Here is a 6,945-nt window from a genome sequence, read left to right as displayed (position 1 = left end):
TTATTAAATCAATCAAAAAAATACGAACTAGTTGGATTTTATGATCCAATTGAAGAAAATGCACAGAAAGTTGCGGAAGAATTTGGCTATAAAAAATTCAATTCCGTTCAAGAATTAATTGACGCTGTTGATGTAGTTGATATTGTAACTCCAACCCTTTCACATTTCGATTGTGCCAAAGAGGCAATAGAAAAAGGAAAACACATTTTTATTGAAAAACCTATTACTAAAACGGTTGAAGAAGCTGAAGCTATTATTAAATTAGCTGATAAATATAATATTAAAGGACAAGTTGGGCACGTAGAACGTTTTAATCCTGCATTTACAGCCGTTAAAGATGCTATTGAAAATCCAATGTTTATTGAAACACACAGGTTGGCAGAGTTTAATCCAAGAGGAACAGATGTTCCTGTAGTTTTAGACTTAATGATTCACGATATTGATATTATTTTAAGTGTGGTAAAATCCAAAGTAAAAAGTGTACACGCAAGTGGCGTTTCTGTAATTAGTGATACTCCCGACATTGCGAACGCACGTATCGAATTCGAAAATGGCTGTGTGGCTAATTTAACAGCAAGTAGAATTTCATTAAAAAATATGCGTAAATCTCGCTTTTTTCAAAAAGATGCTTACATAGCTGTCGACTTTTTTGAAAAAGCTACTGAGGTGGTTAAAATGAAAGATGCTCCAAAAGTTCCTGGTGATTTTGATATGATTTTACAAAATGCTGAAGGAATTAAAAAACAAATCTATTTTGAAAACCCTGCAATTGCTACAAATAATGCAATTTTAGATGAATTGGAAACTTTTGCAGATGCAATTGTTAATAACACAACACCAATTGTTACGCTAGAACAAGGTACAGAAGCATTACGAGTTGCTCACATGATTATTAACGATTTTTAGTATGAAAATTTATCAGGTTGATGCTTTTACCAATAAAATCTTTAAAGGAAACCCGGCAGCAGTTTGCCCTTTAGAAAAATGGATTTCAGATGATTTAATGCAACATATTGCAGAAGAAAATAATGTATCTGAAACTGCATTTTTTGTAAAGAAAGACAATCAATATGAACTCCGGTGGTTTACACCAACTTGCGAAGTAGATTTATGTGGACATGCAACTTTGGCTACTGCTCACATTATTTTTACTGAATTAAATTATAAAAAACCAGTTTTAGAATTTAATTCAAAAAGCGGTATTTTAACAGTTAAAAAGAATGAAGATTGGTACACACTTAATTTTCCTTCAGAAGAAATTAAAGAAATTGAAACTCCTGAAATTTTAAAAGATGCGCTAAACGTTCCTATTTTAAAAACCTATAAAGGAATTCGGAAATTGTTAGTTTTATTAGAAAATGAGGATACTTTAAAAATGATAACCCCAAATTTCTCAAAAATAATGGAACTTGATTCGCAGGAAATTATTGTGACTTCAAAAGCAAACAATTTAGATTTTGTTTCACGCTTTTTTGCTCCAAAAATTGGTATAAATGAAGATCCTGTTACTGGTTCGGCACACACATTATTAATTCCTTTTTGGGCTAAAAAATTAAATAAAAATAACTTAGAAGCGATGCAGCTTTCAAAAAGAACAGGTTATTTAATATGTAAGTATTTAAATAAAAGAGTTGAAATAAGCGGACAAGCAATCACTTTTTTAAAAGGAGAATTAACAATTTAATAAATAAATTATGAATAACATAGCAGTTATAGGCGCTGGAACAATGGGTAATGGAATTGCCCACGTATTTGCGCAAAATAATTATAAAGTACATCTTATTGATATTTCACAAGAGTCTTTAAATAAAGGTTTGGCAACAATTACTAAAAACTTAGATAGGTTAGTTGCAAAAGATAAAATTACTGAAGCCATAAAACTAGAAACTTTAAAAAATATTTCTACTTTTACTTCAATTTCTACTGGTGTAAAGGACAGTGATTTAGTTGTTGAAGCTGCCACTGAAAATGTGGATTTAAAATTAAAAATATTTAAAGAACTTGATGAAGTTGCTCCTGAAAAGGCAATTTTAGCTTCAAATACTTCCTCTATTTCAATTACACAAATTGCGGCAGTTACAAACAGACCAGAAAAAGTAATCGGAATGCATTTTATGAATCCTGTTCCAATTATGAAATTGGTTGAAATTATTAGAGGTTATAATACATCTAATGAAGTTACTACAACAATTATGGAACTGTCTAAAAATTTAGGTAAAGCTCCTGTTGAAGTAAATGATTACCCTGGTTTTGTTGCAAATAGAATTTTAATGCCAATGCTTAATGAAGCTATAGAAACCTTGTATAATGGCGTTGCTGGAGTATATGAAATTGATACTGTAATGAAGTTAGGAATGGCACATCCAATGGGACCATTACAATTAGCAGATTTTATTGGTTTAGATGTTTGTCTTTCTATTTTAAATGTAATGTACGATGGATTCAAAAATCCGAAATATGCACCCTGTCCTTTACTTGTAAATATGGTACAAGCCGGAAAATTAGGTATTAAAACAGGTGAAGGCTTTTATGACTATTCTGAAAACAGAAAAGCAGAAAAAATAGCAAAACAGTTTAGATAGCTTTTGGCTTAAAAAAAACCTTTCCGTTTCTGGAAAGGTTTTTTTATGCTATAGATATTTTAAGAAAAAATCCATCATGTCTTCTTTTAAGTCATAATGCATTCTAACAAATGTTTTCATTTCCTCTTTTAAAGTTACTTGTTTCTCAGGAAATTTAACTTCTTCATTATTTTGGAATTTAGCTTGCGCAATTTCACGTTTTTTCATTCTTAGTCGATGCCTCAACTGGCCCATCACTTCTCTTTCACGAATTATTTTATTTTGAAAACCTTCTAGCTGTATCATTACATCTTTTCCTAGGTTGCGCATGGCAACATGCTCTAATTTTTCTTCAAAATAATCCATTTCACTCTCTTGAAATTTTAACTCTCTTTTCCATACTTCAAGATTGAAGTTTAGATCACTTAAGAATAATAACTGACTCTCCATATTCAAATTGGCTTTAAATTTTATATAATAAATTTCGGACTTTTAATTTTATTTTTATCTGATAAAAATCATACATAAAAAATATTTTTTATGTATTTAAAAGTGTTACTATAAAGATATAAAAAAAGTGTTTTAATAAAAATTAAAACACTTTTAAATAATTATTTAATTAACAACTAACTATTGTTTTTCTTTTACTTTTTAAAATGATACTTTTAGAAAGCTTTCTTTAAAAATTTATTTAGTTATTGCCATTTTCTTCATCTTCTTCTTTTTTAGAAGTTTTATTCCAAATTTTAATTTCATCCTCTAATGTTACTCCTGATAAAATTTCAACATTAATTCCATCTGAGATACCAAGTTCTACATCTCGCTTCTCAAATTCTTGATCTCCTGTTTTTACTTCAACATAAGGAGTTTCAGTTTTTTTGTCAAATTGTAATAATGCTTCTTTTATAGAAAGTACACTGTCTTTCTTTTCTAATACTATATCGGCATTTGCGCTATAACCTGCTCGTACAAAAAATTCATCATCTAGTGTAACATCTGCTTTAATTTTAAACTGTACAGCTCCATTTTCTTCTGTCCCTTTTGGTGCTATAAAGTTTAATTTTGCAGGATATTTTTTCTTTTCAATTGCTCCTAAAGAAACTTCTAAAACAGTACCATTTTTAATTTTCCCTACTTCAGCTTCATCAACTTTTCCTTCAAAAATCATTTTGGTCATATCTGCAATTGTAGCAATTGTGGTACCTGCATTAAATGTATTACTTTCAATTACTTGATTTCCTTTACGTACAGGAATTTCTAAAATAGTGCCAGAAATTTCTGCCTTTACATTGGTATTTGCTGTTTTACCCATTCCAGCGGTTGAACCTTTCTTAATTATTTGAAGGTTGTCTTTTGCATTCTTTAAATCTTGTTTTGCACTATTAAAACTTAATTCTGCAGCTTCAAATTCTGAACGAGCTTTTACACCTTTTTCAAATAAACCTTTAATTCTATCATAATTAGTTTCAGCGTTATCGTAACGCAATTGAGATGTTTTAACACTTCCTTGCGCACTGTTTAAACTTTGCACATTAGGCACAACTCTAATTGTTGCGATTAAATCTCCTACTGATACTTCTGCACCTTCTTCAACAAATATATCTTCAATAATACCTGATACTTTTGGCTTTATTTCGGCTTCTTCTAACGGAATAACTTTACCAGTTGCAACTGTTTTTTTAACAATATTTGTTTTAAATGGCGTTTCCGTTTCGTATTGAATTGGAGATTGACTATTTTTTGCCCCGAACCAAAGTAAAACCGCTATAAGTGCTACTGCTATTCCTCCAAAAATTAATGTTTTTTTCATTAGTTGATTATTTTCTTGTTTCTATTAATTTATTGAATAATTTAAAAATTAATTATTCATGTATAATTCTGATTTATAATTGTTTATTCTTCTCTTAAAGCTTCTATTGGTCTTATGCTAACAGCTGTTTGTGCAGGAATCATTCCAATTAATGTTCCTAAAACAACTAACGTTGCAGCAGCAATTAATACTACTGGTATATCTACAGTTGGATTTGTTAGAGCAGCTTCTGGGCCTTTACCTATTGTTGCATCAATTAGCATAAGTACTAAACCTCCAAAAATAATTCCTAAAGCTCCTGCTATACTTGTTAAAAAAACAGATTCTAAAATTATTTGTCTTTTAATTTCCCAAGGTTTTGCTCCTAATGCTCTACGTATTCCAATTTCTTTAGTACGTTCTTTAACAGTAATAAGAAGTATATTTCCAATTGCAAAAACACCTGCAATTAATGTTGCGATACCCACAAACCAAGTTAAAAATTGCATTCCTGTTAAAAAGCCAGTTACTTGTTTTATTCTTTCTCCTAAATTAAAACTACCAAATGCTCTTTCATCTTTTGGGTGTACTTTGTGTAAATTTCTTAATAATAATTTTATATCAGCTTCAATTTGTACAATGTCATAACCTTCTTTTCCAGTTATCATCATCCATCCAATGGTATTACCTCTATTGTATACTTGTTGAAACGTTGTAAATGGAATATGTATGTTACCTTGTGGACCACCACCTCCTACTTGTCCTTCTTTATACATTCCAACAACGTTATAGTTAATATCATTGATTTTAATATAAGTTCCTATTGGATATACATCTTTATCAAAAAGTTGCTTGTATATTTCTTCTTCAATAACACAAACTTTTTTCTTGTCTTTAATATCATTATCATTAATAAACCTTCCATAAACTAAATCTTTTTTCTGAACTTTATCCAATTCAGGATAATCTCCAAAAATTCCAAAGGTTCCAGATTTAAAATTGTTTATTGCTTGTGCTTGTGTTTGATGGCGAGGAACTACAAATTCAAGGCCGTCAATTTCATTCTTAATACTTTCTAAATCAGATACTTTAAGTGTAAGTCTTTTACCTTCTTGAAATCCTTTAAAAGGTTTACTAGTAGCTTGTGCCCAAACAAAAACACTATTGGTAGCAAAGTTTCCAAATAAACTATTAAATTTATTTTCAACACCTTTAGCTGCGCCTAATAAAACTACTAATAAAAAAATACCCCACATTACTCCAATAATAGTAATTCCAGTACGCATTTTGTTTTTACGAATACTGCTATAAATTTCTTGCCAGGTGTCTCTATCAATTAAAAATTTAAACATATTTATTCATCGTTTAATGCTACAATTGGTTTTATGCTTGCTGCTCTTTTTGCTGGAATATAACCTGCAATGGTACCTGCTATTACAAGTACAATAGTTGCTCCTACAACTACATAAGTTTCTACACTTGGATTTAAAATAAAATACTTTTCTAAGGTATCTCCTAAAGCTTCTAAGGTAAAAATTCCAATCATCAACCCAGAATACCCTGCAATGGCTGTTACAAAAATTGACTCCATCATTATCATTCCAACTATAGAACGTGGGGTTGCTCCTAACGCTTTGCGGATTCCTAACTCTTTAGTACGTTCTTTAACTATATAGACCATTATATTACTAATACCAATAACACCTGCAACTAAGGTTCCAATACCAATAAATAATATTATTATATTTAAAACTGTCATAAATTGTTCAACATTCTTTGTTCCTTCAGCATAATTTTGAACTCTAAGTGCAGACTGATCTCTTGGATCTATATTAAATCTCTCTTTTAATTGTTTAGTTAATAAATTAGTAAATGAAAGAGCTTGATCAACACTTAAACTAGGGTTAAAAGTTAGTCCTATATAATCAACTTCATCATTTGGCTTATAGATTCCTTGCAGTGTAGAAAAGGGTGCATATATAAAACGTTCGTCATTATCTCCTCCAGGATCATTAAATACTCCCACTACTTTATACGAAAGACCATCTAAATTTATATTTTTATTCATGGCACTTAATTGTCCAAACAAATCTTTCTCTACCAATCTACCTATGGCAATTACTTTAGATTTTCGTTCAATATCTAAATAGGTTAAAAATCTACCATCTTGAACAACTGCAGATTCTAAAGGCTGATAATCTGGATATACACCTCTAACGGTATACCTATTTTGCTCTCCTTTATATATTGCCTGCATACTTCTTTGAATATTTGGGCTGAAAAATTGTATTTCATCTTCAAAATTTTCATTCATAAATTTTGAATCCTCATTTCTAAGCTGAATCCTTCTTCCGCTCTGCAATCCTTTATATGGTTTTGTAGTAGTACCTGTTCTTATATAAACAGAGTTATTTGCATCACCAGTAAATTGTTCTTCAAATGTATGTTTCAGTCCATTTCCTACGCCAAACAATAAGGTAAATAATAAGATAGCAAACGCTATTGTGAAACCAGAAAGTGCTGTTCTAAGTTTATTTTTATTTAATGACTGGAAAATTTCTCTCCAACGATCTAAATCAAACATAATTAAGCGTT

General features: G+C 30.1%; 7 protein-coding genes. 3 read left to right on the top strand and 4 right to left on the bottom strand.

All coding sequences use genetic code 11. The features are described from left to right. The 3 genes from AB1Z17_RS02545 to AB1Z17_RS02535 form a co-directional block, all read left to right on the top strand. Positions 1 to 906, top strand: a 906-nt coding sequence (locus AB1Z17_RS02545) for a Gfo/Idh/MocA family protein (protein ID WP_368050221.1), incomplete at its 5' end; no start/stop codon positions are given. A 1-nt stretch (position 907) separates the two neighbouring features. Beyond that, complete coding sequence (locus AB1Z17_RS02540; protein WP_368050220.1) at positions 908 to 1,684, top strand: PhzF family phenazine biosynthesis protein; 777 nt, start codon at positions 908 to 910, stop codon at positions 1,682 to 1,684. 10 nt (positions 1,685 to 1,694) lie between these two features. Then, positions 1,695 to 2,582 carry a 3-hydroxyacyl-CoA dehydrogenase family protein gene (locus AB1Z17_RS02535; protein WP_368050219.1) on the top strand — a complete coding sequence of 296 codons (888 nt, stop codon included), beginning with the start codon at positions 1,695 to 1,697 and terminating at the stop codon, positions 2,580 to 2,582. 48 nt (positions 2,583 to 2,630) lie between these two features. On the opposite strand, the gene AB1Z17_RS02530 is transcribed toward AB1Z17_RS02535, so the two are convergent. The 4 genes from AB1Z17_RS02530 to AB1Z17_RS02515 form a co-directional block, all read right to left on the bottom strand. Next, complete coding sequence (locus AB1Z17_RS02530; RefSeq protein WP_368050218.1) at positions 2,631 to 3,011, bottom strand: hypothetical protein; 381 nt, start codon at positions 3,009 to 3,011, stop codon at positions 2,631 to 2,633. Between the two features lie 241 nt (positions 3,012 to 3,252). After that, positions 3,253 to 4,371, bottom strand: a complete 1,119-nt coding sequence (locus AB1Z17_RS02525) for an efflux RND transporter periplasmic adaptor subunit (protein WP_368050217.1) — start codon at positions 4,369 to 4,371, stop codon at positions 3,253 to 3,255. A gap of 83 nt (positions 4,372 to 4,454) precedes the next feature. Continuing rightward, positions 4,455 to 5,702, bottom strand: a complete 1,248-nt coding sequence (locus AB1Z17_RS02520; RefSeq protein ID WP_368050216.1) for an ABC transporter permease — start codon at positions 5,700 to 5,702, stop codon at positions 4,455 to 4,457. 2 nt (positions 5,703 to 5,704) lie between these two features. Next, a partial coding sequence (locus AB1Z17_RS02515) for an ABC transporter permease (protein ID WP_368050215.1) occupies positions 5,705 to 6,945 on the bottom strand: 1,241 nt, incomplete at its 5' end.

Origin of the sequence: Lutibacter sp. (assembly GCF_040883305.1) — a bacterium.
In the GTDB taxonomy this organism is placed as follows: domain Bacteria; phylum Bacteroidota; class Bacteroidia; order Flavobacteriales; family Flavobacteriaceae; genus Lutibacter.
Note: the sequence above shows the minus strand (reverse complement) of the source record. Positions and strands in the feature narration are given on the sequence as shown.